General features: G+C 67.2%; 18 protein-coding genes and 1 tRNA gene. 12 read left to right on the forward strand and 7 right to left on the reverse strand.

Translation table 11 applies throughout. From position 1 onward, the window contains the following. Positions 1–142 precede the first annotated feature (142 nt). The 3 genes from D2E22_RS02320 to D2E22_RS02330 all read right to left on the reverse strand — a co-directional run bounded on the left by D2E22_RS02320 (position 143) and on the right by D2E22_RS02330 (position 4354). Positions 143–1528 (reverse strand): FAD-dependent oxidoreductase, encoded by a 1386-nt coding sequence (locus D2E22_RS02320; RefSeq protein WP_126031533.1) that lies wholly within the window; start codon positions 1526–1528, stop codon positions 143–145. Between the two features lie 139 nt (positions 1529–1667). Then, positions 1668–3095: a DUF4032 domain-containing protein gene (locus tag D2E22_RS02325; protein WP_126031534.1), complete on the reverse strand. Its 1428-nt coding sequence runs from the start codon at positions 3093–3095 to the stop codon at positions 1668–1670. A gap of 128 nt (positions 3096–3223) precedes the next feature. Beyond that, positions 3224–4354 carry an ABC transporter ATP-binding protein gene (locus tag D2E22_RS02330; protein ID WP_126031535.1) on the reverse strand — a complete coding sequence of 377 codons (1131 nt, stop codon included), beginning with the start codon at positions 4352–4354 and terminating at the stop codon, positions 3224–3226. 311 nt (positions 4355–4665) lie between these two features. Here D2E22_RS02330 and D2E22_RS02340 point away from each other — a divergent pair, with 311 nt between their 5' ends. The 4 genes from D2E22_RS02340 (at position 4666) to D2E22_RS02355 (ending at position 9114) form a co-directional block, all read left to right on the forward strand. Further along, a complete protein-coding gene (locus D2E22_RS02340) occupies positions 4666–5709 on the forward strand; it encodes a potassium channel family protein (RefSeq protein WP_126031537.1) in 1044 nt (347 codons plus the stop codon). 38 nt (positions 5710–5747) lie between these two features. Next, positions 5748–7844, forward strand: a complete 2097-nt coding sequence (locus tag D2E22_RS02345) for a serine/threonine-protein kinase (protein WP_126031538.1) — start codon at positions 5748–5750, stop codon at positions 7842–7844. A gap of 104 nt (positions 7845–7948) precedes the next feature. Further along, positions 7949–8908, forward strand: a complete 960-nt coding sequence (locus D2E22_RS02350) for a DsbA family protein (protein ID WP_126031539.1) — start codon at positions 7949–7951, stop codon at positions 8906–8908. Between the two features lie 132 nt (positions 8909–9040). Beyond that, positions 9041–9114: transfer RNA gene (locus D2E22_RS02355), tRNA-Thr, on the forward strand. A 493-nt stretch (positions 9115–9607) separates the two neighbouring features. Here D2E22_RS02355 and D2E22_RS10460 read toward each other — a convergent pair. Further along, complete coding sequence (locus D2E22_RS10460) at positions 9608–9862, reverse strand: hypothetical protein (protein ID WP_164518380.1); 255 nt, start codon at positions 9860–9862, stop codon at positions 9608–9610. On the opposite strand from D2E22_RS10460, the gene D2E22_RS02360 reads away from it, so the two are divergent. The 4 genes from D2E22_RS02360 to D2E22_RS02375 all read left to right on the forward strand — a co-directional run bounded on the left by D2E22_RS02360 (position 9807) and on the right by D2E22_RS02375 (position 14106). Beyond that, entirely contained in the window at positions 9807–11408 is a 1602-nt protein-coding gene (locus tag D2E22_RS02360; RefSeq protein WP_126031540.1) for an aggregation-promoting factor C-terminal-like domain-containing protein, read from the forward strand. The two genes, D2E22_RS10460 and D2E22_RS02360, sit on opposite strands and share 56 nt — an antisense overlap. Positions 11409–11527: 119 nt before the next feature. Then, on the forward strand, positions 11528–12505 hold the full coding sequence (rsmA, locus tag D2E22_RS02365; protein ID WP_126031541.1) for a 16S rRNA (adenine(1518)-N(6)/adenine(1519)-N(6))-dimethyltransferase RsmA: 978 nt from the start codon (positions 11528–11530) through the stop codon (positions 12503–12505). Then, positions 12502–13434 (forward strand): 4-(cytidine 5'-diphospho)-2-C-methyl-D-erythritol kinase, encoded by a 933-nt coding sequence (locus D2E22_RS02370; protein WP_126031542.1) that lies wholly within the window; start codon positions 12502–12504, stop codon positions 13432–13434. The genes rsmA and D2E22_RS02370 overlap by 4 nt, the downstream gene beginning before the upstream one ends. Positions 13435–13479: 45 nt before the next feature. Beyond that, positions 13480–14106 (forward strand): LytR C-terminal domain-containing protein, encoded by a 627-nt coding sequence (locus D2E22_RS02375; RefSeq protein ID WP_126031543.1) that lies wholly within the window; start codon positions 13480–13482, stop codon positions 14104–14106. A gap of 229 nt (positions 14107–14335) precedes the next feature. Here the strand turns inward: D2E22_RS02375 and D2E22_RS02380 are convergent, their stop codons facing one another. Beyond that, positions 14336–15760 (reverse strand): CCA tRNA nucleotidyltransferase, encoded by a 1425-nt coding sequence (locus D2E22_RS02380; protein WP_164518385.1) that lies wholly within the window; start codon positions 15758–15760, stop codon positions 14336–14338. Positions 15761–15886: 126 nt separating this feature from the next. Here D2E22_RS02380 and D2E22_RS02385 point away from each other — a divergent pair, with 126 nt between their 5' ends. From D2E22_RS02385 to trxB, 4 genes are all read left to right on the forward strand, one after another. Next, a complete protein-coding gene (locus D2E22_RS02385) occupies positions 15887–16552 on the forward strand; it encodes an NUDIX hydrolase (RefSeq protein ID WP_164518386.1) in 666 nt (221 codons plus the stop codon). 1 nt (position 16553) lies between these two features. Further along, positions 16554–18818 (forward strand): DUF6049 family protein, encoded by a 2265-nt coding sequence (locus D2E22_RS02390; protein WP_126031545.1) that lies wholly within the window; start codon positions 16554–16556, stop codon positions 18816–18818. Continuing rightward, positions 18815–22774 (forward strand): murein biosynthesis integral membrane protein MurJ, encoded by a 3960-nt coding sequence (locus D2E22_RS02395; protein ID WP_241218133.1) that lies wholly within the window; start codon positions 18815–18817, stop codon positions 22772–22774. Before D2E22_RS02390 ends, D2E22_RS02395 begins: the two co-directional genes overlap by 4 nt. A 135-nt stretch (positions 22775–22909) precedes the next feature. Then, positions 22910–23860, forward strand: a complete 951-nt coding sequence (trxB, locus tag D2E22_RS02400) for a thioredoxin-disulfide reductase (protein WP_126031546.1) — start codon at positions 22910–22912, stop codon at positions 23858–23860. Positions 23861–23973: 113 nt separating this feature from the next. Here the strand turns inward: trxB and D2E22_RS02405 are convergent, their stop codons facing one another. Continuing rightward, positions 23974–25332 (reverse strand): ParB/RepB/Spo0J family partition protein, encoded by a 1359-nt coding sequence (locus D2E22_RS02405; protein ID WP_126031547.1) that lies wholly within the window; start codon positions 25330–25332, stop codon positions 23974–23976. A gap of 1 nt (position 25333) precedes the next feature. Continuing rightward, on the reverse strand, positions 25334–26278 hold the full coding sequence (locus tag D2E22_RS02410; RefSeq protein WP_164518387.1) for a ParA family protein: 945 nt from the start codon (positions 26276–26278) through the stop codon (positions 25334–25336). Positions 26279–26305: the final 27 nt, after the last annotated feature.

Here is a 26305-nt window from a genome sequence, read left to right on the forward strand (position 1 = left end):
CCCATGCAAGCATGGCATTCAACACTTCCACGCTTCTTTGCCGTTACGAGTGTAATGCAGAAGACCATAATCTGCAAAAGTATGGTCGTTTACTCTAACGGAAGTAGTGCAAACGACCATGTTTGAGCTTCATCACGCAAGCTCACGCAAACAGATCGTTGAACGCCTCCGTCATCGTCGGATGCGTGAAGATCGCGTTGCGCATATATACGGCGTCGACCTGCAGATCCATCGCCACTTTCGCCGTGTTGATCATCTCATGCGCCTCCGGGCACAGCAGTGTCACGCCAAGAATCCGGCCGGTCCGCGGATCGGTCAGCGCCTTGAGCAGTCCCTCGGTCTCGCGCATCACGACGGCCTTCGGCACCGCGGCGGTGGGCAGCGTGTGCACCTGCACCGCAATGCCCTGCTCGGCGGCATCGCGTTCATTGAGACCTACGCGCGCGTACGGCACATGCAGGAACACGCACGACGGTACATTGCGACGCTGCGCGCGGCTGTACTCCGGCGCATCCGGCGAGATCTGAGACCAGACGATGCGGTAGTCGTCGAGTGAGATGTACGTGTGCTGCGGGCCGCCGTTGCAGTCCCCCATCGCCCAGACATTCTCGTCGGTGGTGCGCAGCAGATCGTCCACCACAATGCCGCCGTTCGCATCGGCCTCAATGCCTGCGGCGGCCAGATCGAGGTCTGCCGTCTCGGGAACGCGCCCGGCGGCCACCAGCACCGCATCGGCGTCGAACACCGCGGCGGCTCCGTTCACTTCGGCGTCCACCCGAACCGAAACGCCCTCACCGGCATGGTCACCGGATCCCGGACTCACACGGGTGACGACCGCGTCGGTCACCACTTCGACGCCCTGTCGCTTCAGCATGTCGAGAATGGCCTCGGCCATGTCGGCGTCCTCACGTGGCAGTACGCGATCGTTGCGCTGGAGCACATGCACCTCGGAACCGAAGTCTGCAAGCATCGACGCGAATTCCAGACCAATGAACCCTGCGCCCAGAATCACCACGCGTTTGGGGAATGCAGGCAGCGAGAGCATGCCTGTGCTGTCATACACACCGGGCGTGGTGCGAATTCCTTCGATATCGGGAATCCGTGGCTTGGCGCCGGTGTCGATGTAGATGCGGTCGGCCTCCAACACCGTCTGCACACCATCCGCGCCATCCACCAGCACGGTGTGCGCGCCGGTGAACCGCGCCGTGCCATCAAGCATCGTCACGCCGTCGAGCACATCGAGCTTGCGGTAGTTCGCCGCGCGCAGCTTCGATGTGAGAGCCGTTTTCGCCGCCATCGCCTCGGCGAAGGCCTGCCGTGGCTCGGCACCTTGCCGGTCTGCCGCATAGGCGTCGAGAATGAGCGACTTCGACGGCAGGCAGCCGATGTTGATGCACGTGCCACCGTACATGTTGCGATCACGCTCGACCAGCGTGACATGGCCGCCCTCCTTGGCGATGCGCGCGGCCAAGGTCTTGCCTGCCTTGCCAAAACCGATGATGAGATGCTCTACATGCCTGGATTCCATATTCGCCTCCCGTAGACGTGGTGTGGCTCTCACGCTAACGGACGACGCGCTGCTCGCGAACAAGCATCTCCGTACGCGAAGAACCGCACATCGCCATACAGAATGCGGCGATTTGCATCAATTCACATCGAGAGGCCGCTCAGTGCGCCCATACGGCCGCGTCCTGGTCGAACTCCGGGTTGTAGTCGTCGTCCTCGTCGTGATGCACGGCCGCGTCGTCGTAGGTGGCCTCGTCGTCGATGACGCCGGAATCGGCTTCGGCGTTGAGGTCGTCGACGGTCTTCGCATCCATCATCTGCTTGGGCAGGATGTCCTGCACGTAGCTCTGCACGGCGTCGGCCATTGGCACGTCGTGGCCGGCCTTCTCCGCCATGAACCAGCGGTGGTCGAGCACCTCGTGGAAGAACTGCGCGGGTTCGATCTGCGAACGGTATTCGGGCGGGATCATGCGCACCGTCGGTTCGAAGACCTCGCGCATCCAGTCGGTCGCGACGATTTCAAGATCCTCGCCGTCGCGCCACGTCGACGCGCGGTAGGCGTCGAGGTCGTTGAGCAGGCGGCGCGCCTGGTTCTCCTGCACGTCGAGGCCGGTCAGGCGCAGCAGCTTGCGGTTCGCGTAGCCGGCGTCGACGACGCGCGGGCGCACGAGTACGCGCTTGCCGTCCTCGGTCGTCGTCACCTCGAGCTCGTCGACATCGAAGCCGAGCTCGTTGAGCCGGTTGACGCGCTTCTCGATCTTCCACATCTCGTTCGGATTGAACTTGTCGGTGTCGGTCAGCGCGCTCCACAGCGAATGGTAGCGGTCGACGAGGCGGTTGCCGACCTCGATCTCGTCGACGTCCGGCGGCAGCAGCTCGCCGGAGCTCAGATCCATCAGTTCGCCGATGATGTTCGTGCGCGCCAGGTCGATGTCGTATTCGCGCTGCCCCTGCGTCAGCTCGACCTGCAGGTCGCCGGTCTCGGCGTCGACGAGGAACGCGGAGAACGCGTCGGCGTCCTTGAGGAACAGGACGTTCGACAGCGACACGTCGCCCCAGTAGAAGCCGGCGAGGTGCAGACGCACCATGAGCACGGCGAGCGCGTCGATGAGCCGTTCCGCCGTGTCCGGACGCAATGTGCGCGCGAACAGCGCACGGTACGGCAGCGAGAAGCGCAGATGCTTCGTCACGAGGATCGCCTCAAGCGGATCGCCGTTCTCGTCATGACGGCCGGTCACGACGGCGATCGGCTGCACGGTCGGCAGGTTCAGCTTCTGCAGCTGGCGCAGCAGCTCGTACTCGCGTTCCGCGACGTTGCGCGTGATCTCCTTCATCGCGTAGACCTCGTCGCCGACGCGCACGAAACGCACGATGTGCCGGGAGATGCCTCGCGGCAGGTTGACGAGGATGTCCTTCGGCCATGTGGACAGCGGCTGCTCCCATGGCAGCGTGAACATCTTCGGGTCGGCGCTCGCCGAGGTGATCTTGAGCGACGCGGGCTCTTCGGAGGGCGCGGCCGGGTCCTCGGCCTTCACGCTCGTCGCCTTCAACGCGCGCGGATCCAACTGCGGATTGTCATTGAAGCTCATAGTCGTCACTCTACCTCATTGCTGTATGCGGTTTTCTTCGACAGGATACGCCCGAGATACGAAGGAACCCCGCAGATGTTGCGGGGTTCCTTCACAACGCTCAGGTCAGCGCCTGCATGCGGCCGGCATCAGTTGATGCGCAGCTCGGTCGACGGGGCGAAGAGGTGCATCTTGGCCGGGTTGACCTTGATCTTGACGATGTCGCCGACCTTCGGCAGCACGCGCGGGTTCACGCGGATCGTCGTGAGCTTGTTCTGGTCGGACATCATCGAGACCTGCTCGGCGGCCACCGAGTCGTCCGTGATGATATTGCCGTAGATGTAGCCGTCGGAGCCGAGATCCTCGACGTTGACGACCTTGAGCGAGAACGCGTTCGTATCGTCCGGGCCGGCGAGCGAGGCGTCCTCCGGACGGAAGCCGACGATGATCTCGTTGTTGTCCTCCGGCGTGAGCTTGTCGAGCGCCTCCTTCGGCAGTTCCATGGTGTCGGCACCGATCTGCGCCTTGCCGTTGACGACCGGGTGCGTGTTGATGTTCATCGACGGCGAGCCGATGAAGCCCGCGACGAAGACGTTGGCCGGGCGGTCGTACAGCTCGGTCGGCGCGCCGACCTGCTGCAGGATGCCGAGCTTGATGACGGCGATGCGGTCGCCCATCGTCAGCGCCTCGGTCTGATCGTGCGTGACGTACAGCGTCGTGACGCCGAGCTGGCGCTGCAGCGCCGCGATCTGCGTACGGGTCTGCACACGCAGCTTCGCGTCGAGGTTCGACAGCGGCTCATCCATCAGGAAGACCTTCGGCTCACGAACGATTGCGCGGCCCATCGCGACGCGCTGACGCTGACCGCCGGAAAGAGCCTTCGGCTTGCGGTCGAGGAACTCGGTGAGGTCGAGGATCTCGGCGGCCTTCTCGACACGCTTGCGGATCTCCTCCTTCGGGGTGCCGGCGATCTTCAGCGCGAAGCCCATGTTGTCGGCGACGGTCATGTGCGGGTACAGCGCGTAGTTCTGGAACACCATCGCGATGTCGCGGTCCTTCGGCTGCATCGTGGTGACGTCCTTGCCACCGATCAGGATGCGGCCCTTGTTGACCTCCTCGAGGCCGGCGAGCATGCGCAGCGTCGTCGACTTGCCGCAGCCGGAAGGACCGACGAGAACGAGGAACTCGCCATCCTTGATATCAAGATTGAGGTCATCCACCGACGGCTTGTCGTTGCCCGGGTAGATTCGCGTGACGTGGTCGAAAATGACTTCTGCCATTATTCATCCTTTCATCGGCAGGTACGTGCCGAACGATCCGTTGTGAGGGGATTACTTGTGGCGTGTCCGCCTGCAGCCGTCGACTTCGACGCGGCAGCAGACTTCTACGTTCGCCCGACGGGGATCGCTCCTCGCCAGACTGTTCCACACTATACACGCTCCTCCCAACTTATCAATCCCCAGGCGTGCCGCACATGTCGACCCCCGCGCGCCGCGCCGCCTGTGCCAACGGCGCCGGCCGTTTTCGTTCTGCGCGACATTCGTCGCGCCGCGCGCCGCGCCGCGCCGGCGCCCTCCGTACAATCGACGGTATGACGCTTGAGAAATGGGAACGCATCTCCAACATACCGTTGTTCGTGCTGTCGGCCGTGTTCCTGTTCGCGTACTCGTGGCAAATCCTCGCGCAGACGCATCTGACCGCGTGCTTCATCGCGATCAACGTCGTCTGGATCACCTATGGCATCGACTATCTCGTCTCCTTCATCCTCGCCGAGAAGAAGTGGCTCTGGTTCCGCAGGAACATCCTGCTGCTGCTGACGCTCGCGCTGCCGGTCTTCCGCCCGCTGAGGCTGCTGCGGCTCATCCCGATGCTGCACATCTTCAACCGCTCCGCCGGCGCGGCGACGCGAGGGCGCATCACCGTCTACGCGACGAGCGCGATAGCGCTGCTCATCTACGTCGCCGCGCTCGCCGAATACTCGGCCGAGCATCTGGCGCCGGGCGCCACGATCACGACGTTCCCTCTGTCGCTGTGGTGGGCCTTCGTCACGGTGACGACGGTCGGCTATGGCGACGTCTACCCGGTCACGATCACCGGCCGTTTCATCGCCGTCGCGCTGATGCTCACCGGCATCGCGCTGATCGGCATCGTCAGCGCGATGATCTCATCGTGGATCATCGACCAGGTCAACGGCGGCGCGCGCAACATCACGAAGGACAATGCGCAGACCCCGGACACGCATGCGCAGTCCGACAACGACTACAACTCCGCGGACGTGCGCCTGATGCGCGCCGAGATCCTGCGGCTCACCGACACGATCGGCCAGCTCAACCACGAGCTGCAGCGCACGCACCGCCTGACGAAACGCGCGCACCGGCGCGTCCAGGATCACCACGGCAACGTCTTTCTCGACGCAGAAGGCCGGCTGCGCCGCGAATTGTCGGGCGACGTCATCGACATCGACACGACGACGAGCACGGCGTCGACTCCGGCCAGGGGCGCCGACGACCATGCACATGACGCGCCGCACGACGCCGGACGTGGCATCCACGGGCAGCGCAAGGCACCCCACCACGCCGACGACGCGCCGCAGACGCATGCCGACGACGCGCCGAATCCGGCCGACGGGCGATAATTGCCCATCGGCGCCCCAACGACCCTACGATAGGAACCATGAGTGATCTGCACGCTTTGAACCTCCAGCACGGCGACATCGTCGGCGGATACACGCTCGACGCACGCCTCGGCGCCGGCGCGATGGGGTCGGTATGGCGCGTGACGGACGGCGGCGGCACCAGCTACGCGATGAAGATACTGCGCGATTCGCTCAACGACGAAGCAGCCGACGAGGCGGGGCGCCGCGCGCAGACGACGGCGCGCGAACGGCTGCGCCGCGAGGCGATGGCGCTCAAGCGGATCAAGGACCCGGGCGTGTGCAGCATCGCCGACATGGAGCTCGACGATTCGCTCGCGTTCATCGTCACCGAACTCATCGAAGGCGACAACCTGCGCCAGGACGTCGCGCAGAACGGCCGCTACATGGGCAGCGACCTCGAACGGCTCGCCGAAAAACTCATAGCCGCCGTGCACGCGGTGCACGCGGCGGGCATCGTGCACCGCGACATCAAACCGACGAACGTCATGGTCTCGGTCACCGGCCCGATCCTCGTCGACTTCGGCATCGCGATGGGCGAAGGCGAAAGCCACGTGACGAGCACCGGCCTCGTCATGGGCACGCCGGGATTCATCGCCCCCGAGATCATCGAAGGCCAGGAGGCGACCGAGGCGACCGACTGGTGGTCGACGGCCTCGGTGCTCGCGTTCGCGGCGACTGGCGCACCGGTGTTCGGCACGCAGCCGATGCTCGCCGTGCTGCAGCGCGAGGCGACCGGCAACGCGAACCTGCAGGGGCTGCCGCCGCGCACGCTGCAGGCGTTCCGCGCGGCGCTCTCGCCGCATCCCGAGGAACGGTGCACGCCCGACGAACTGCTCGACGCGATATCGGCGGACGCATGGGAGGCGGAGTCGCACCTCCCTTTTGAGGCAGCCGCCCCGGCCACCGGAGCGGCCTTCAGGAGGAACGAAAGCGTGAACAACCCACGCACGTTATGGCGCGCGCAATCGATGCCGACCGCCTCGATCCTGTTCCCCGCCGGCCGTCCGCGCGCCGCCGCGCAGCCGGAGGATGGCAGCCAATCCGACGACGGCATGCGGACGCATAACGGCATGCCTCTCGATCCGCCGCGGCCGCCGACGGCGACACGGCCGATCGAAGCCGCCACGACGCCGCTGAGGCAGACCGCGGCCATGACGGCGGCCTCGGCGACACGCGCGCTGCCGAGCAACGCCGACATCGACGCGGCCGACGTCGAAGCGACGCAGGTGATCGGGCCGATCGAACAGCCGACGGTCTCTCTCACCGCGCCGGCGCAACCCGTGGCGCCCGGGCAGCAGGCCACGCAGGCGCCGCGCCCGGCGACGGCCGCGCCGTCGTGGCGGACGGTGCAGGCGAACGAGAACGCACAGCCGCCGCGGACGGACACGCCGCAACAGCCGCCGGCACAGGCGTATGCGCAGCCGGCCTTCGCCCAGATGCCGCGGGACGCGACGCCGTACTACGCGGCGCGCGGACGGCTCGCCTGCCTGCTGTCGCTCGCGCCGCTCGCCGCGCTCGCCGCAAGCCTGCCGGTCATCGCGCTCATCGCCGCGTCGGCCATCCTGTGGACGCTGATGGCGGTCGGCTACAACGCGGCCGCGCAGACCGCACGCATCCGGCGCCGCCAAGGCGCCCGCCGCGGCAGCGACACGGCGGTCCGCGCGATCTCGTTCCCGTGGCATCTGCTCAAATCGATCGTGTTCGTCGTCCCCGCGATCCTCGCGCTGTGGCTCGTGGACGCGCTCGTAGCCGCGCTCGCGACCTTCGCCTGCCGGCTGCCATGCTACGAGACGCCGCTTCCGCTCCTCGGCGGCTCGCTGACGGTCGCCGTGCCGGACGCAGCCCCGGCGTCGCTGACCGGCGCGAGCTGCGCGATCGCGTTCGCGGTCGGCTGGCTGCTCGCCGTGCTCGGTCCATGGTCGTCGCCGATACGGCTCGGTGCCGGGCATCTGCTCGGCTTGACGCTGCGCGAATGCGAACATGCGCAGCTGCCGCCGCGGCGGAACCGGCGGCAGTGGGTGTGGCTCGGACTCGCCGTCGCCGGCATATGCGCGGCCGCGATCAACATCGAGGTGTCGCCGGCCGTCGCATGGTGGCCGTTGCTGCCATGGTAGCCGCGCGGCGCCCTGATGTGCGCGCTTCGTGACGGATGTGCGCGGACGATGGATTTTGGCGGCACGGCAACCTACACTCGAGACAGATTCAGGAAAGGACCCCGATGGCTCGAAACAACCCATCCAAACGCGACCGCCGCGAGGCCGAGGCCGCCGCGAGGCAGGCGCAGGCGGCACAGGCGGCGAAGGAACGCAGGCAGCAGACGATCATCGGCGCCATCGTGGCGGCCGTGCTCGTCGTGCTCATCGTCATCGCCGGCGTCGCCGTCTGGCGCAGCACCCACCCGGCGGCGGACAACGCGTCCACGACGACGACCCAGGAGGCGGAGGACGCGAAGACGAAGCTCGCGACGTCGCCGTCGAAACCGTCGGTCGCCGACGACCAGGGAGGCATCCTCATCTCGGCCGACGGCTATGACAAGCCGATCGCCGACGTGCCGACCATCGGCATCTACATGGACTTCATGTGCCCGGGCTGCGGCAGCCTCAACCAGAACCTCGACAAGGATCTCGTGAAGATGGCCGACGCCGGCCAGATCAATCTGGATCTGCATTTCATGTCCTTCATGGACCGCTTCTCGAGCGACGAATACTCGACGCGCACGGCGAACATGGCGCTGTACATCGCCGACCATGATCCGGATCCGGACCATCTGCTCAAGTTCATGTCCAACCTCTACGCCGCCGACTTCCAGCCGGACGAGTCGAACTACGTGCCGATCAGCGACGAGAAGATCGCCGAGCGCGCCGTCGACGCCGGCGTGGACAAGGACGTGGCCGACAAGGCGATCACCCGCCAGTACGACGACTACCTCGACGCCGTCAATACCTACACGCCGACACGCGAGGAGCTGTGGAGCACGAGCGGCTCGATGAAGGGGTCGATGTCGACGCCGACGGTGACGATCAACGGCAAGTACTGGGACATCCACGACACGAAGGTCACGTCGAAGGCGTCGCTCACCGAGGCGCTGTGCGACGCGATCGGCCTCAAGCCGGAGGACATCGGCGTCAAGGGAGATCTGCCGTCGATCGGCGCGAAGGGCGACGCGCTCATCCCGTGACGGCGCGCCGGACGCGCGGCATGAAGATGCCGTGTGCGTTCGGCGGCCGGCGCGTCCGACGCCTTGACCGTTCCAGATGAGCTGCTATGCTGTTCACGGTCGGCATGCGATGCGCCCGACGCGACAGCGTCAGCCTCCTTAGCTCAGATGGCCAGAGCGGCCGCCTTGTAAGCGGCAGGTCGTCGGTTCGATCCCGACAGGAGGCTCGATTTGCATTAAGGACGAAGAATCCATATACTCATAATGTGTATGAGAAGTTTGGCCTCATGCAAAGGAATACTTACCTCTGAGTAAGCAAATCCTGAAGGCTCCCCCAACCATAGCCTTCAGGTGCGGGTGAAGCATCCCCCCAACCAGCTTCGCCCGCGGGGGGCGAGAACATCCCCTTCTCTCTCGCCCCCACCCCTTCCAACGGAAACCCTGCGTCCATTGGCCGCAGGGTTTCCTGTTTTCCCTTGTCTTCCACGCCCCGTGTGCGGCCCACGCATCCGGATCCCGGCCGCCGCGTCCAGTCCCGTCATGCGCATCGACGGTTCGACCCGCGGACCGGGGCTTCCGCGGACGGAACCATCGGCACAGGTGACGAATCCGGACGCAACGGGCCGAGCCATCGACGAGGTCGACGAAATCACCCGTGAACCAGCCCCCAGCGGGCCAGATCGTCGACGTTGCCGACGGGACAGGACGCAAATCGGGCCATCAGCGGGTGGAATCGTCGAACTGGTCGACGAAACGGGACGCGACGAGCAGCCGAAAATCCAGGGGAAACCGAGACGAAGGGGTGCAGGCGGCGCGGGAGTGGACATCGACGCGGACATCGACGGTGAAAATGGCGGCGCGCGCCAGTACAATCATGACAGGATAGCAATTGTGCAGGAAAGCCAGGAAAAGGGGGACTATGCCCAAGCGATGGTCACCGAGACGCACCGTGACGTTGCGTCGCATCCGTGTCATGACCTGCGCCGTCGCGCTCGTGCTCGCGTCGTGCCTCACCTTCGCGTGCACGGCCCGCAAATCGGTCGCGCTCGACGTCAACGGTGACACACGCTATCTGACGACCTACGCGACTACGGTGAGCGGCCTGCTGCGCGAACAGGGCGTCGACGTCAAGACGCACGACCTCGTCAAGAACACCGGCGACGGCACGCTCGTCGATAACGACGTCGTCACCGTGAAAAGCGCCTACCAGACGACGATCACGATCGACGGCCAGCAGATGCCGTTCTGGACGGTCGCGGACAGCGCCGAGCAGCTGCTCGACTTCTTCGAGCAGAACGAGGTCGCCGCATCGCGCATCACCGTCGACATCAAGAACGTCTACAACCAGCTCACCGGCGGCATGGTCATCAACGCCGACGGCCCGGTCACGGTGATCGCCGACGGCAAGACGTCGATCGCGCCGAACGGCAAGCTGCCGGCGGCGTCGATCCTCGATTCGAAGGGCATCACGCTCGGCAAGGACGACCGCGTCAGCGTGCAGAAGGACGGCGACGAGACGATCCTGCGCGTGCAGCGCGTGACCTACGGCGACAAGACGGAGACCGTCGCCATCCCGTACACGACGCGCACCGTGCTCGACGACACGCTCGAGCCGGGTGCACGGCGCGTCGACATGGCCGGCGAGAACGGCGAGAAGAAGATCACCTACCGCATCACCTACGTCGACGGCGTGCCGGTGGAGACGACGCAGACGAACGAGGTCGTGACGAAGACGGCGCTCGACGAGGTCGTCGCCGTCGGACCGGAGAAGGTCGAACTGCCCCAGGACGGCGCGGACGGCACAGGCGACGGCGACGCGGGCACCGACGCCGACACCGACGGAAACACCGGCACGGACGACGCTGCGGGCACCAGCACGGACGGCAGCGGCGAGGCGAGCGAGCCGACGCAGACGCCGAGCAACGAATCGACGCAACAGCCGTCGGCGCAGCCGAGCGCCGAGCCGACGCAGACGCCGCAGCCGACGCAGCAACCCACGCAGACGCAGACGCCGCAGCCGACGCAGACGCCGCAACCGACGCAGCAACCCACGCAGACGCCCAAACCGACGCAGACGCCGACCCAGACGCCGACCCAGACGCCGACCCAGCAGCCGCAGCCGACACAGCAACCCACGCAGACGCCCAAGCCGCAGCCGACTCAACAGCCGACGCAGCCGAGCACGCCGGCGGAGGACTGCCGTCTGTGCCGCCCGTCGGCCTCCGCGGCGCAGGCCTATGCCGCCGGCGCCGCCGCGCAATACGGCTGGACCGGACAGAACTGGACCGACCTCGTGAAACTGTGGAACCGCGAATCGGGATGGCGTTGGAACGCCGAGAACCCGTATTCGGGCGCCTACGGCATCCCACAGTCACTGCCCGGCGACAAGATGGCCGCCTTCGGCACGAACTGGCGCGACGACGCCGCCGTGCAGATCGACTGGGGCCTGAGCTACATCGCGGGCCGCTACGGCTCGCCGATGAAGGCCTGGGAGCATTCCGAACAGGTCGGCTGGTACTAGACCACGACGCACGCCGACGGACGGGGCCCCGCCAGATCCCCCATCCGCAGCCGACCGCGGCCATCCATCACAGGAACGACGATCCGGACAACGGTCCAGAGAGAAGACGACACATCCACATGAGCGCACACGACGAACAGCGCACGGCCGCGACGGCCGTCGCGGCCGCATCGACGACATCCACCGACCCTGCATCCGCGCCGTCCGCGACGGACGGGGCATCCATCGGAGGCCATCTGCTGGGCGCCGCCGACATCCGCCGCATCGCCGCCGACGCCGGCATCAGCCCGACGAAGAAATTCGGACAGAACTTCGTCATCGATCCGGGCACCGTGCGCCGCATCGTGCGCGAAGCGGGCGTCGGCGCCGACGACCATGTGCTCGAGGTCGGTCCCGGACTCGGCTCGCTCACGCTCGCGATCCTCGAGACCGGCGCGCATATGACAGCGGTCGAGATCGATCCGCCGGTCGCGCAGCGGCTGCCGGGCACGATCGGCGAGTTCATGCCGGACGCGGCCGACCGTCTGCGCGTCGTGCGCGCCGACGCGCTCACGCTCACGCCGCGCAATCTCCCCGACTTCGCCGGCGACGCGTCGTTCACGCTCGTCGCCAACCTTCCGTACAACGTCGCAACGCCGATCCTGCTCACGCTGCTCGAGCGCTTCGACAACCTCGGATCGTTCCTCGTCATGGTCCAGAAGGAGGTCGCCGACCGGCTGTCCGCGCAGCCCGGATCGAAGATCTACGGCACACCAAGCGTGAAGCTCGCATGGTACGGCGTCGCGAAATCGGTCGGCACGATCGGCCGTAACGTCTTCTGGCCTGCCCCGAACGTCGACTCCGCGCTCGTGCATTTCGACCGCTACGCGCCGGGTGACGGACCGGCGGCGCACGCGAAGGCGGGACGCGAGGCCGTGTTCGCACTCATCGACGCCGCCTTCGGGCAGCGCCGAAAGACGCTGCACGCGGCGCTGAAGAAGGTCGTTCCGGAGGGCACCTTCGCCAAGGCCGGCATCGACATGACGCGCCGCGGCGAGACGTTGACCGTCGACGAATTCGTGCGGCTCGCCGACGCGGCGAAGGAGCTCGGCGCATGAACGGCGCGATCGTGAGCGTCGACTGCCCGGCGAAGACGAATCTGACGCTGCACGTCGGCGAGCGGCATGAGGCGTGGGGCGGCCGCCACGCGCTCGACACGATGTACTGCGCCGTCGGCGTCTACGACACGGTCACGCTCGAACAGCGCGCCGCCGGCGCGGGCTGCTCGCTCGAGCTCTCCGGACAGTATCTGGGCGACCTCGCCGCGTCGAGCAGCGACATGCTGCGCAACCACGCTATGCTCGCGCTGTTCGCGATGGCGAGGGCCTGCGGACGCGAACCGGACGTGGCCGTGACGATCGAGAAGAACATCCCGGTCGGCGCCGGCCTCGGGGGCGGCTCGGCGGACGCCGCCGGCACGTTGCTCGGGCTCAACGCACTGTGGGATCTGCATTGGCCGCTCGAACGGCTCGCGCCGATCGCGGCGACGCTCGGCGCGGACATGCCGTTCTGCCTCGTCGGCGGCTACGCGCACGGATCGGGCTACGGCGAGATCGTCACGCCGGTGGCGCCGGACGATCCGCGCATCACGGCGTTGCGCGCCGACGGCTGCGACGGCCGGGTGCTAGTCGGCGCCTACCGCGCGCAGCTGAGCACGCCGGAGGTGTATGCGGCCTTCGACGTGCTCGGCGGCGACGGTTCGCCGAACGATCTGCAGGCCGCGGCCGTGTCGCTGCACCCGCGTTCGGGCGTCGCGATCGAGCTGGCGAGGGCCGCCGGCGCGACGCGCGCCTTCATCTCGGGTTCGGGACCGTCCGTGTGCGCCTTCGTACCCGACGACGCCGCCGCGCACGCGGTCGAACGGGCGTGGCTCGGCGCGCAGGCCGTCGACCGGCTCTTCGTGGCGCAGGCGCCGGTCACGCCGGTCGTGCAGGCGCCGGAAGGCCGGGCGGGCATGGCCGCCGACGACCCCGCAGCGTCAGCATAATGGGATAAGGTGAGACCACACACACCTCGTCAACAAGGGATAGGTATGGCACAGAACAACGGGGCGCGCGAGGCCCGCAAGGCATACGTACGCAAGCGCCAGTCGATCGTGTTCGGCATCGTCGGCGTCGTGCTTGTCGTCGCGCTCGTCATCTCGACGCTCGTGTTCTTCCATGTGGGCGGCCTCGGCGAGACCCCGCAGAGCAAGGAGTCGGCGAACTACGGCCGCACCGCGCCGTGCGTGTCGCCGGCGGCCGACGGCTCGACGCCGAAGTACGTGGACAACCGCTCGGTTACGGTGCGCGTGCTCAACGGCACGCAGTTCTCCGGTTTCGCGCAGGCCGTCGCCGAGGCGCTCGAGAACCGCGAGTTCGTCGTGCAGGGCGTCGACAACTACGACAGTTCGAAGGTGGAACGCACGCTGATCGTCTTCGGCAAGAACGCGATCCCGCAGGCGTACACGCTCGCAAGCAACTTCAGCGACGCGCAGCTGGTCATGGACGACCGTTCCGACAAGCTCGTCGACGTCGTGCTCGGCGCGACGTTCAAGGATCTCGTGCCCACCGAGGACCTGCCGAAGACCGGCTCCGACATCCCGAACATCGAAGGCTGCAAGGCTCCGGACAAGATGACGTCGCTGCCGAAGGCGCCCGACCATACGGCGGTCGGCTGATACACGTCAGGACGCGGTTTTGCGAACGCCCCGCACACACCATGTGTGCGGGGCGTTCGCAAAACCGCGTCCTGACGATCATCCCGGCCGCATTCGGCGCCGATGGTGATCGCGGGTCAGGTCCCGGGCGATCACCATCGGCGCATACCGCACCCGCGCCGTTCGCAAAACGGCCGTTGCGCGATCATCACATGCACATGACGCACCCGGGACGTTCGCAGACCGTCCGTCACCGCGCGGCCATGCGCTCGTCGTACCAACGATGCAGCTCGGCGACGGCGACGTCGTGCCCGACCGGGCCGTGGTCGAGACGGTAATCGAGCATGTGCCGGTATGCGGCGCCCACCTCCGGCCCCGGCTCGAGCCCCAGCTCGGCGATGATCTCGTCGCCGTTGAGATCCGGACGGATCGCCTTGAGATCCTCCTGCTCCTTGAGCCTGCGCACGCGCTCCTCCATCTCGTCCATCGCCGAGCTGAACACGAGCGCCTTGCGGCGGTTCTGCGTCGTCGCGTCGGCGCGCGTGAGCCGGTTGAGCCGTTCGTAGAGGGGGCCCGCGTCCTTGACGTAGCGGCGCACGGCCGCGTCGGTCCACGGTTCGTCCACGTAGCCGTGGAAGCGCAGATGCAGGTTGACGAGATCGCTGACGTCGTCGACGATGTGATGGTCGAAGCGCAGCGCCTTGAGCCGTTTGCGCGTGAGCTTGGTTCCAACGGCGTCGTGATGGTGGAAGCTGACCTTGCCGCCCGGTTCGAACTTGCGCGTCTTCGGCTTGCCGATGTCGTGCATGAGCGCCGCGAGGCGCAGCACGAGGTCAGGGCCGGGCACCGGGCCGTCGGGCCCCGTCTCGAGCGCGACCGCGCGGTCGATGACGATCATCGTGTGCTCGAAGACGTCCTTGTGGCGGTGATGCTCGTCGATCTCCAGCTGCAGCGCAGGAATCTCGGGGAAGACGATGTCGGCGAGGCCGGAGTCGACGAAGGCCTCGACGCCGGCGCGAGGCCGGTCGGACAGCAGCAGCTTCGTCAGTTCGTCGCGCACACGCTCGGCGGAGACGATCTCGAGCCGCGACCCCATGTCGCAGATCGCCTCGGCCGTCTCCGGCTCGATCGAGAAGCCGAGCTGCGCGACGAACCGCACGGCGCGCATCATGCGCAACGGGTCGTCGTCGAAGGACTGCCGCGGGTCGACGGGCGTGCGCAGCACCTTGCGCTGCAGGTCGTTCGCGCCGCCGAAGGGGTCGACGAACTCGAGCTGCGGCACACGCAGCGCCATCGCGTTGACGGTGAAATCACGGCGCGACAGGTCGCCTTCGAGCGAATCGCCGTAGCTGACCTCGGGCTTGCGCGATTCGGGGTCGTACACGTCCGAACGGTAGGTCGTCACCTCCACCTTGACCTCGGTGCCGTCGGGACGCCGGCGCAACGCGCCGAGCGTGCCGAACTTGCGTCCCATGTCCCAGAAGCCGTCATGCCCCCAACGCTTGAGGATCGGTTCGAACTCCTCGGGCCGCGCCGACGTGCAGAAGTCAAGGTCGTGCGAGGGCCGGTGCAGCAGCAGGTCGCGCACGGGGCCTCCGACGAGCGCGAGCTCATATCCGGCATCGGCAAACATCTCTCCCAGCTCAATGGCTTCCGGCCACACTTCGAAGTTCACAGGCTCCCTTTCCGGCATTCGTCCTCACGCGGCGCGCGCGTCCCATCGGCGTTTCCGCCGGCACTTTTCTGCCCTTCAAGCATACCCGTATCCCATCGGCGGCAAAACATGAGTAAGGTGGACTATATGACCACACCCGCAGACGTTGCACGCATGCTTGCCAACGCTGCGGTCAACCATGCCCGCAATCCGCTCGAGCCGGACGCGCTCATGTACACGTCGCAGTCGCAGACGCTGCGCATCGCGACGGACGAGGCGCGCACGAAACCCGATCCGCGCACGCCGACGCCGGCGATGATGCCGCGCCGCCGCACCGGCGACCGCCCGACGACCTTCGCGTCGCTCGACGCGCAGGAACTGCCGATCGTGCGCGAATACTCGGCCGGCGGCCTCGTCTTCGACGCGCGCGGCCGCGTCGCGATCATCGCGCGTCACTCACGCAGCGGCCACCTCGAATGGTGCCTGCCGAAGGGCCATATAGAAAAAGGGGAGACGCCCCAGCAGACGGCCGTGCGCGAAGTGCACGAGGAGACCGGCATCCTCGGCGAGGTCGTCGATTCGATCGCCACGATAGACTATTGGTTCACCGGAACCAGCCAACGCGTCCACAAACTCGTCCACCACTTCGCGCTGCGCCAGATCGGCGGAGAGCTGACGGTGGAGGGCGACCCGGACCATGAGGCCGAGGACGCCATCTGGGTGGACTTCGCCGATCTGGACGACGTGCTCAGTTACCCCAACGAGCGTAAGATAGCTTGGCTGTACGCAAGGAAACTGAACAGGCAGGGCTAACGTGAACCGACGTCACACCGATCCGCACGTCCGGCGTCGTGCTTGGTGCGCGCTGCTGGTGCTGCTCATGGCGATCGCGACGGTGCTCGACGTGCAGACGCCCCGGGCGGCCGCGGACGAAGGCGACGCCGCGACGGCCGACGTGCCAGGCGTGGCGCTCTCCGTCGAATCGCTCACGGCCGTCGTCACGGAGACCTCCGGATTCTCCGCGACGCTCACCGTCGAGAACCGCACGACGCAGACGATGCCCGCCGGCGTCATCGACATCCTGACGAACCCCGACTACAACTTCGTCTCCCGCACCGACGTGCAGGAGTGGGCCGACGGCGTCGCGCAGATCGACACGACGCATGAGCTCGCGCACGCCGACGTCGCGCCGATCCCGGCCGGAGGCCGCGTATCCGTGCACGCCGACCTCTCCCCCCACGCCTCCGCGCTCGCGGCGCTCACGACGTGGGGACCGCGGCCGCTGCGCATCCTCTACACCGCGCAGACGGCCGACGGCGCGCAGCCGACGGGCGCGTCGCTCAACACCTACATCACGCGCTCGCAGGACGGCGTGGCCGGCGAGCGCACGCCGTCGATCGGCATGAGCGTCGTCATGCCGCTCACATCGCATGGCTGGAGCGTCGACACGCAGGCGCGCCAGCGGCTCATCACGTCGAACGAAAGCGACGTGCCGCCCTCGGCCATCGCGACGCTCGGCGAGGACGATCGCAAGGCGCTGCACGACAAGGACCAGCTGAGCACGAAGTATCCGCAGCTGCAGGTCGTCGCCGACCCGAGCGTGCTCGAAACGCTCGGCACGCCGCATCTGACGGCGCTGATGCAGCCGGCGCGCTTCGACATCACCGCCTATGCGCGCGCCGACGATCCGCAGGCCTATGCGCGCGCCGGCGTCGGCAAGGACATGTGGAGCGCCGAAAGCGCGCTCGCGCAGCTGCGTGGCGCGCTCAGCGACACGTCGGCGAGCGCGCCGACGATCGCATGGCAGGGCTCCGACAGCTGGACGATGGACGCGCTCGACGCGGCGCGCGAGGCCGGCTATGACACGGTGATCGCGACCGGCGACTTCAACATCGCCGACGATTCGACGGCGCAGACGCTCGTCTACCGTGTGCCGACCGAACATGGCGACGTCACCGTGCTCGGCGCGCAACCGACGCTCACGGCGCTCGCGAACGCGCATGCCTCGTCGCAGCATGCGCGCGCCGAACGCACCGACGCGGGACGCATCGCGCGCTTCATCGCGCAGAGCGCGTTCTACCAGATGGAGCAGCCCTACGCGCAGCGCACGTTGCTCGTCTGCTTCGGCGAGGACGCCACCGCGCAGGAGGTCAGGATGCTGATGGACGCGCTCGGCGACGCGAGCTGGATCGATCTGAAGTCGCTCGCCGATCTCACGGGTCAGGACACGCTCATCGACTCCGCGTTGACGCCGCAGCTGATCGACGAGAACGTCGGCCTCTCCGCCGGCCGCGCCGAGACGGTCCGCGAGACGCTCGTGCAGCTCGGCGCAAGCCGCGACGACCTGACACGGCTCGCCTCGTCGATCCTCGGCGGGAGGGACGGCGCCGCGACGAATTCCGGCGGCGCGCCGAAGGATGACGCCAACGACGATGGCGACGCGGACGCGACAGACACCTCCTCCCCCACGGCGTCCGCGGCCGCGAAGGCGACCGTGGACGCGCAGTCGGCGCCGCCGGAGGCGTCCGACGGTTCGCGGCTGACCGAGTCCGCATATGCGCGACGGCTGCTCGACGCCCATGACACGCTCGCGCTGTTCGCGCTGCAGGGCGACGCGGCCCTGTGCACGTCGATGGGCAAGGCCGCCCAGGAGCTCGCGGACGCGGCGCTCGGCGCAATCACGTTGAGTCCGTCCGGCAACATCAGCGTGCTGTCGGAGACGGCGTCGATGCCGGTCACGGTGAGCAACGGGCTGCCGTTCCCGATCGACGTGCGCGTCTCGTCGCGCACCGACGCGATCGAGATCGTCACGGCCCGCATGACCCCGATCACGGTGCCCGCGCACGGCGAGGCGCAGGCGTCGATCTCGATCCGTGTGACGACCTCCGGCACGGCGGTCGCGCGCGAACAGCTCGTCGACAGGGACGGCGTCCCCTTCGGCGCCGTGCAGCAGACGTCGATCACCAGTTCGCTGCAGATCAGCGACAAGAGCGGTCTCGTCATCATCATCATCGCCGTCGCGCTCGGTCTGCTCGGCCTGTGGCGGCAGTTCCACCGCAAGAAGGATCCCGACGAATGAGTTCTTCCGTAGGCCGCAATTCGCTGATCATGGCTTCCGGCACGGCCGCGTCCCGCATCACCGGCCAGATCCGCACGATCCTGCTCGCAGCGGCGATCGGCACGACCGGTCTGGCGGCGAACGCGTACCAGGCCGGCTCGATGATCCCGCAGGTTATCTACACGCTCGTCTCCGGCGGCATCTTCAACGCCGTGCTCGTGCCGCACATCGTGCGCACGCTGCACAGCGACAACGCCGAGGAGCAACTCAACAAGATCGTCACCTTCGCCGTCACATTGCTGCTCGGCGTCACCGTGTTGATGGCCGCGCTCACGCCGTGGATCACGCGGCTATACGTCAGCGGCAGCCCCGAGCTGATCAGCCTGACATGCGCGTTCACGCTCTGGTGCACGCCGCAGATCTTCTTCTACGGCCTGTACACGGTGCTCGGCCAGATCCTCGCCGTGAAGAACAAGTTCGGCGCCTATGCGTGGAGTTCGGTCGGCGCGAACCTCATCAGCTGTCTCGGCTTCGTCCTGTTCATCGTGCTCTACGGCAACCATGCGACGTCGTCCGCCGGCGAGTGGACGACGTCGAAGATCGTGCTGACGGCCGGCATGTGGACGCTCGGCGTCACGTTCCAGGCGCTGATCCTGTTCGTGCCGCTGCTGCGTGCCGGCTTCCGCTTCCGGCCGCGCTTCGGCGTGCGCGGCATCGGCCTGCGCACGATGGGGCCGATCGCCGCATGGAGCATGGGCATCGTCGCCATCGACCAGATCGCCAACATCGTCATCACGCGCATCCTGACGAGCGCGCCGGGCCTCGCCGAACAGACGATGCATCTCAGCGAGTTCGACGTCGCCGGCAACGCGACTTACCAGAACGCGTACACAATCTACATCCTGCCGTATTCGCTCATCGCCGTCTCGGTCGCCACGGCGATCTTCCCGCAGATCGCGTCGGCGATCGCCGACGACGACATCGAACGCGCCCGCGGCGACCTGAGCGGCGCGCTGCGCACGGTCGGCGCGATCATGTTCCTGTTCACGGCCTTCTTCCTCGTCATGCCGCTCGCGATCACGCGCGCGCTGCTGCCGACCGTCTCCGTCAACCAGGCGATCCTTATCTGCGGGCCGCTGATGGGCCTGTGTGCATGCCTGCCGCTGGCGAGCGCGTACCTGATCATCCAACGCACGTTCTACGCCTTCGAGGACGGCCGTTCCCCGTTCATCTTCATGGCGATCATGTATGCGCTGCAACTGACGGCATGCCTGCTGTGCACGCGCCTGCTGCCACCGACCGACTGGGCGGCCGCCGTCGGCCTGTGCGCCTCGGCAAGCTACCTGCTGTCCTTCATCCCGCTCGTGCACATGCTGCGCAGGCGTTTCGACGGCTCGCTCGACGGCCGGCGCATCGCGCTCACCTACGCCAAGGCCTTCGCGGCGATGGTCGTGAGCGTCGTCATCGGCTTCGCGCTGCAGCGTCCGGTCTACCATCTGCTGCACGTCAACGACCCGTCGAGCGCCGGCGTCGTCGGCTGGCTGCAGTCGGTCGGCGCGGCGGCGCTGCTGTTCGTCGTCATCGTCGCCGTCTATCTGGCCGTGCTGTGGGTGCTGCGTTGCGAGGAGCTCACGCAGGGCGTCGCTGCGCTGCGCCGCCGTCTTTCCCGCCGCGCAGCGCCCGCCGACGCCGAAGCGCCCGCGTCGGCGCTCGTCGACGCCGTCGACGGCGAGGAACGCGCCTACGACGCCGCCCATGGCCTCGCCGCCGATGACGACGACAGCACGCGCGTCATCCCCGAGCTGAGCCGCATCGCGCCGGCGGTGCCGATCGACGAGCTCGCGCAGCTCGATCCTCCGGTGCCGGCGGGACTGGCCGAACCGCCGGTTGCGCTGGCCGCCGACGAGCCGCGCACGCCGGCGCCGACGACCACCTCGGACAGTAGAATGACGGTGCACACATCCGCACGCTCTTATGAATCAGGGGTGACCATGAAGCCTCATCTGGGAGATACGATTCTCAACCGCTACACGCTCGTATCGCCATTGCGTGAAGAGGCCGGCCTGCAGGTGTGGAAGTCGAACGACCGCGTCCTGTCACGCGACTGCCAGCTGTTCATCGTCAACAACCGTGCCGTCCTGTCGAGCACGAACGCGCTAGCCGGCACGCTCGCCGCGTCGCGCGACCCGCGTTTCACGCAGGTCATCCAGCTGCAGCACGACGGTGACATCGCCGTCATCCTCACCCGGCTCGACGGCGGCGTCTCGATCAGTGAATACATGCGCGACGACGGTCCCGGCGCGCCGCCGCTCAGCTATGAGGCGATGCGCACGATCATCGGCGAGACGATGGACGCGATCCGCTTCCTGCACAAGGACCGACTGACGCACCGCGCATTGTCGACCGACACGGTGCGCCTGACGCGCAACGGCGTCCAGCTCGCCGACACCCCGGTGAGCGCCGCGCTCGCCGACACGGCGAACACGCCGGCCTCATACAACGACGAACGCCGCGCGATCCGTCAGCTCGCCGGCGTCCTCTACGGCATGCTCACCCGCACGCCGTCGACGATGCATCCGCGCTTCTCCCTCGACAAGCTGCCGCAGGCCGCGCCTATCGAGTTCCGCCTCATCGTCAAGCGCGGCCTCGAGCTGAACGAGGGCGACAAGCCGACGGTGCCGCTTGTGACGATGGCCGAGATGGACGCGCTGCTCGGCGCGCGCAAGCCGCTGCATGCGCTGACGCGCCATGATCTGCGCCTGACCGGCGCCGACGGCGAATGCTCGATCGTGCGCGCGATGATCCAGCCGGCGCTGCCCGGCGACATCCTCCCGATCCCCGATTCGATGGTCTCGTCGCAGACAATGCCGTCGATGATGTTCCCGGCACAGCAGCTGGACCCGGAGTCGCTCGCCGAGCTCGAGGAGGAGCCCGAGGAGACGGACGAGGACGCCGGCGACGAGGCGGCCGCACGCTCGTTCAAGGCGTTGTGGAACAAGAGCAAGGCGATCATGGGCGGCACCGACGAGACGGCCACGAAGATCCCGGAAATCTCGCCGAACAACGCGACCGAGATGTTCACGGCCTTCGATCCGAACGCCGTCCAGGAGACGCCGATGACGCCGTCGCGCATGACGGTGCCGATCGACGTGTCCTCGATGCGCGACGGCACGGTCGACGCGTCCTCGTCGACCGGCCATCTGCCGGCGATCGACGAGGACGGCAACATCGTGCCCGACGGCTCGCAGTCGCAGCGCGAACTGCGCGAGGAGCGCGAGGACATCGACGCGACCTACGTCATGGGCGCGCCGGCGCTGCCGCCGAGCTTCGCGCCGCAGGAGCGTCCGAAGACGCAGCCGACGTCGAGCTTCGCCGAGCCGAAGCCGAAGAAAGGCAGGAAGCGCGCCGCCATCATCGTATGCGTGATCGCCATCTTCGTCGCGCTCGGCTTCGCCGTGCACAGCATCGCGACGAGCGGATCGCTGTTCGGCTTCGGCCGGCAGGACACGACGTACTGGCCGGACTCCGACCTGTCCAACGTCCCCTTCGGCGAGCGCAGCGGCGGCGACGTGAAGACGCCGGAGGCGTCGAACCGGCAGACCGAGACGCCGGAGCCGACGCAGACGCCGTCGAAGGCGCCGAACAACACCGCATACCCGGTCTCCTCGCAGCAGTTCCTCGACCGTCCGGCGGGGCAGCAGGGCTATGGCTACTATCTGCATCTGCAGAACAAGGAGAACGTCGATCGCCTCGTCATCAAGATCCAGTCGTCCGGCGGCAAGGGCGTCGTCTACGCGAACGCGGCTGCCGACAACCCGACCGGCGGCGAGAAGATGGCCGAGTTCACCTTCGCCGAGGGCGGCACGACGGAGGTCAAGTTCTCGAAGCCGATCGAGACGCAGGACATCATCATGTGGGTGCCGCTCGACAGCCTTCCCGGCAACCAGCTGTACATCGACTCGGTGCAGGCGTTCTAGGACCCCTGCACCGTCAACGCGGCGGGTCACGCGGCAATGGCCGCATGACCCGCCGCGTTTGCGCGACACGGGCCGCGACCATGTGCCCAGAGAGATACGCCGAAATAATCGACGGGGCGCATATATTGTGAAGGCATGAGTGAAATTCGCGACGTCATCATCATCGGTTCCGGCCCCGCGGGCTACACGGCGGCCATCTATCTGGGACGGGCGGGACTGAGGCCCCTTGTCATCGCGGGCGCGCTCACGCCGGGCGGCCAGCTCGTCAACACGACGGAGGTCGAGAACTTCCCCGGCTTCCCCGACGGCGTGCTCGGCCCCGACCTGATGGAGTCGATGCAGCGTCAGGCGGAGCGCTTCGACGCCGAACTCGTCTACGACGACGTCGAATCGGTCGAACTCGACGAGACGGTCAAGACGGTGCGCTGCAGCGGCGGCGACGTCTACCGCACGCGCGCCGTCATAGTGGCCACCGGCTCGTACTACCGCCATCTCGACGTGCCCGGCGAGGAGGAGTACGCCGGCCGCGGCGTCTCGTACTGCGCGACCTGCGACGGCTTCTTCTTCCGCGGCAAGCCGATCGTCGTCGTCGGCGGCGGCGACTCGGCGATGGAGGAGGCCGGGTTCCTGAGCCGTTTCGGCTCGTCGGTGACGTTGCTGCACCGGCGCGACCAGTTCCGCGCGTCGCGGATCATGGTCGACCGTACGTTGGCGAACCCGGCGATCGACGTGATGACGAACACCGTCGTCACGGGCATCAACGGCGACGGCAAGGCAGTCACGTCGGTCAGCGTGCGCGACGTGAGCACCGGCGAGGAGCGCGAGCTCGACGCGAACGGCGTGTTCATCGCGGCCGGGCAGATTCCGCAGACCGCGTTCCTCGGCGGCGCGCTGGCGCTCGATGACCACGGCTACATCATCGTCGACGGCGCGGGCACGCGCACGAACGTGCCGGGCGTATTCGCGGCCGGCGACTGCGCGGATCCGGTCTACCAGCAGGCGATCAGCGCCGCCGGCACCGGCTGCCGCGCGGCGATCGACGTGCAGATGTATCTTGAATCGCTCATCGAGGAGGCCGGCGCCTGAGCCGTCAGCCACTGTCAGCGATATGCAAGGGGGCATGCGAACCCCGATTCCGGTTCGCATGCCCCCTTGTGTAGACGCAGCAACGCTGCGCCGGGATCATTCGACGGCCGTCGTCACTGCGGATCAAGCAGCCCGATGATGCGTTCCATCTCCTCGGGCGACGAGAACACGATCTCGATGCGGCCGTGCTTCTCCGATCCCTTGATCGAGACCTTCGTGCCGTAGCGCTGTTCGAGGCTGACCTGGATCGGCGAGCCGGCCCACGGATTGTGCTTGTTCGTCTTCGGCTTCTTCGGATGGTCGCTCGCCTGCATCGAGACGATCTCCTCGACGCTGCGCACGCTCAGGCCTTCGTCGACGATGCGCTTGGCGAGCGCCTCCATCGACGCGGCGTCCGGCAGCCCGAGCAACGCACGCGCGTGTCCCGCGGAGATCCTGCCGGAGGCGACCGTCTTCTGCACGCTCGCCGGAAGATTCATCAGGCGCAGCGTATTCGCGATCTGCGGACGCGACTTCGAGACGGAACGCGCGAGCTGCATCTGCGTGAGGCCGAACTCGTCGATCATCTGCTGATAGGCGGCCGCCTCCTCGAGCGGGTTGAGCGCGACGCGGTGCAGGTTCTCGAGCAGCGCGTCACGCAGCATGTAGTCGTCGGCCGTCGTCTTGACGATCGCCGGGATCTTCGTCAGTCCGGCGATCTGCGACGCGCGCCAGCGGCGCTCCCCCATGATGAGCTCGTATTCGCTGTCCATGCGGTCGGCGAAGGGATCGCCGGTCGACTGCTTCGGCTGCGCATGAGCGGCGCGGATCTGCTCGGCCGGGCGTTTGCGCACGACGATCGGCTGCAGCACGCCGACTTCCTTGATCGATTCGGACAGCTCACGCAGTTCCTCGTCGTTGAAGACGGTCCGCGGCTGATGCAGGTTCGGCCCGATCTGCGTGACCTCGAGCTCGACGAGGTAGCCGCCCTCGACCGGCTTGAGGCCGTCCTCGGCCGCCTCCTTGCGCGCATCGGCGTCGCTCTTCGCGATGACCGGCGTGCCGTCGAAGAACATGTCGCTCGGATGCGCCATGTCGCCGATCGCCGGCATCGCCGCGCGCTTCGGCGCCGACGTCGCCGTGGTCTGGGTGTCCGCATCGTCGGCGCCGCCCTGCGCCGGCGGACGGTGCTCAGCGGCCTCCGGCTGCAGCGTCATCGGCGCGGCGAGCTTCGAGACGGTTGCGCCGTGACGCGTCATCGCGCCCATCGACGGGATCGTCGAGCTCAGCGGGGAGACCGGCGCGCTCGGCTGGTCGCCCGTGACGGGCTGCGCCGGCGCGGTGGCCTGCGTCTTCTTCTTGGGCGCCGGCTTCGGCGTCTTCGCCGCCTTCTTCGGCTGTTCGGGCGGCGTCACCGGCGCCGCGGGCTGTTCGCCCGGCAGCGAGGGGAACAGCGCACCGAGTCCTCGACCCAAACGTGATTTCGATGCCATGTCACTCCTCGTTTCTTCTCGATGCGATGGTCTCCAGCACCACGGCCGACCGGTTGTTGATTTCGAGCGCGGCCTCGCGGTACGCGATCGCGCCCATGCCGCGCGGATCGTAGCTGACGACGGTCTGCGCGAAGCTCGGCGCCTCCGAGATCTTGACGGTGCGCGGGATCGTCGTGTCGAGCACGATGCTCGGATAGTGCGTCTTCACTTCCTCGTACACCTCGCGGCTGAGCAACGTGCGGCGGTCGAACATCGTCACGAGCATCGTCGAGACGAGCAGCTCGGGGTTGAAGTTCGACTGGACGAGGCCGATCGTGTTGATGAGCTGGCCGAGGCCTTCGAGCGCGTAGTATTCGGCCTGGATCGGGATGAGCATCTCGGAGACCGCGCACATCGCGTTGATGACGAGCAGGCCGAGGCTCGGCGGGCAGTCGACGAAGACGTAGTCGTAGTGCACGTCGCTGTCGGCGAGGAAATCGTCGAGCGCGTGGCGCATCAGGTTGTTGCGGTCGGGCATGTCGGCGAGCTCGAGGTCGGCGCCGCTCAGGTCGATCGACGCGGGCACGATGTGCAGCGTCTCGTAGTCGGGGCAGGTCTGCATGACGTCCGCGATCGTCGCGCGGCCTTCGATGACGTCGTAGACCGACGGGTCGCCGGAGTTGTGCTTCGCGCCGAGCGCCGTCGACGCGTTGCCCTGCGGATCCATATCGACGACGAGCACATTCATGCCCGTCTGCGCGAACGCGGCGGCCACGTTGACGGCCGTGCTCGTCTTGCCGACGCCGCCCTTCTGATTGGCTACGGCGATGCGACGCGTGCGCGCCGGACGCTTGAATTCCGCGGCGTTGATGCGTTCGTAGCGCGTGGACTCGTCGGCGATCTGCGAGCCGACGCCGGAGTCGCTGCCTTTGAAAATACGCGCCAGCGTCTCCGTGGTGCTTTCCATGCCGGGGATGTTCCCTTGATCTGTCAC

Origin of the sequence: Bifidobacterium castoris (genome assembly GCF_003952025.1) — a bacterium.
GTDB classification, from domain to species: Bacteria; Actinomycetota; Actinomycetes; order Actinomycetales; family Bifidobacteriaceae; genus Bifidobacterium; species Bifidobacterium castoris.

What these genes read in the sequence shown, in the direction of transcription:
- D2E22_RS02320 (WP_126031533.1), bottom strand. Translation starts at nt 1,528, where the DNA reads ATGGAATCCAGGCATGTAGAGCATCTCATCATCGGTTTTGGCAAGGCA.
- D2E22_RS02325 (WP_126031534.1), bottom strand. Translation starts at nt 3,095, where the DNA reads ATGAGCTTCAATGACAATCCGCAGTTGGATCCGCGCGCGTTGAAGGCG.
- D2E22_RS02330 (WP_126031535.1), bottom strand. Translation starts at nt 4,354, where the DNA reads ATGGCAGAAGTCATTTTCGACCACGTCACGCGAATCTACCCGGGCAAC.
- D2E22_RS02340 (WP_126031537.1), top strand. Translation starts at nt 4,666, where the DNA reads ATGACGCTTGAGAAATGGGAACGCATCTCCAACATACCGTTGTTCGTG.
- D2E22_RS02345 (WP_126031538.1), top strand. Translation starts at nt 5,748, where the DNA reads ATGAGTGATCTGCACGCTTTGAACCTCCAGCACGGCGACATCGTCGGC.
- D2E22_RS02350 (WP_126031539.1), top strand. Translation starts at nt 7,949, where the DNA reads ATGGCTCGAAACAACCCATCCAAACGCGACCGCCGCGAGGCCGAGGCC.
- D2E22_RS02360 (WP_126031540.1), top strand. Translation starts at nt 9,807, where the DNA reads ATGCCCAAGCGATGGTCACCGAGACGCACCGTGACGTTGCGTCGCATC.
- D2E22_RS10460 (WP_164518380.1), bottom strand. Translation starts at nt 9,862, where the DNA reads ATGACACGGATGCGACGCAACGTCACGGTGCGTCTCGGTGACCATCGC.
- rsmA (WP_126031541.1), top strand. Translation starts at nt 11,528, where the DNA reads ATGAGCGCACACGACGAACAGCGCACGGCCGCGACGGCCGTCGCGGCC.
- D2E22_RS02370 (WP_126031542.1), top strand. Translation starts at nt 12,502, where the DNA reads ATGAACGGCGCGATCGTGAGCGTCGACTGCCCGGCGAAGACGAATCTG.
- D2E22_RS02375 (WP_126031543.1), top strand. Translation starts at nt 13,480, where the DNA reads ATGGCACAGAACAACGGGGCGCGCGAGGCCCGCAAGGCATACGTACGC.
- D2E22_RS02385 (WP_164518386.1), top strand. Translation starts at nt 15,887, where the DNA reads ATGACCACACCCGCAGACGTTGCACGCATGCTTGCCAACGCTGCGGTC.
- D2E22_RS02395 (WP_241218133.1), top strand. Translation starts at nt 18,815, where the DNA reads ATGAGTTCTTCCGTAGGCCGCAATTCGCTGATCATGGCTTCCGGCACG.
- trxB (WP_126031546.1), top strand. Translation starts at nt 22,910, where the DNA reads ATGAGTGAAATTCGCGACGTCATCATCATCGGTTCCGGCCCCGCGGGC.
- D2E22_RS02405 (WP_126031547.1), bottom strand. Translation starts at nt 25,332, where the DNA reads ATGGCATCGAAATCACGTTTGGGTCGAGGACTCGGTGCGCTGTTCCCC.
- D2E22_RS02410 (WP_164518387.1), bottom strand. Translation starts at nt 26,278, where the DNA reads ATGGAAAGCACCACGGAGACGCTGGCGCGTATTTTCAAAGGCAGCGAC.